Source organism: Mycobacterium angelicum (genome assembly GCF_002086155.1).
Taxonomy (GTDB): domain Bacteria; phylum Actinomycetota; class Actinomycetes; order Mycobacteriales; family Mycobacteriaceae; genus Mycobacterium; species Mycobacterium angelicum.
The window spans coordinates 1-216 of sequence record NZ_MVHE01000495.1; the positions used below are offsets into that span (position 1 = coordinate 1).

Annotated in this window: 1 pseudogene; it reads right to left on the reverse strand. The window is 57.4% G+C overall.

Annotated features, from left to right (window positions below):
- Window positions 1–34: 34 nt before the first annotated feature.
- Window positions 35–216: pseudogene (locus BST12_RS34535) on the reverse strand (APC family permease); the annotation flags it as partial.

Consider the following 216-nt stretch of genomic DNA (forward strand, 5'->3'; position numbering starts at 1 on the left):
GTGTTCTCCCGTTCGAGCTCAGCGCCAACGGAATCTAGCGAGTGCTCGGCCGATCGCCAACCCGGCGAATGATTCGGTAGTAGTGCAGATAAGCCATCGCCGGTACCACGATGAACGTGATCACGATCAAAGCAATCGAGAAGTAGTTCGGACCACCCCGCACTAGAAAGATGCAGCGGTAGTCGTAGGACACTGCCAGCCCAACCGAGCCCACGA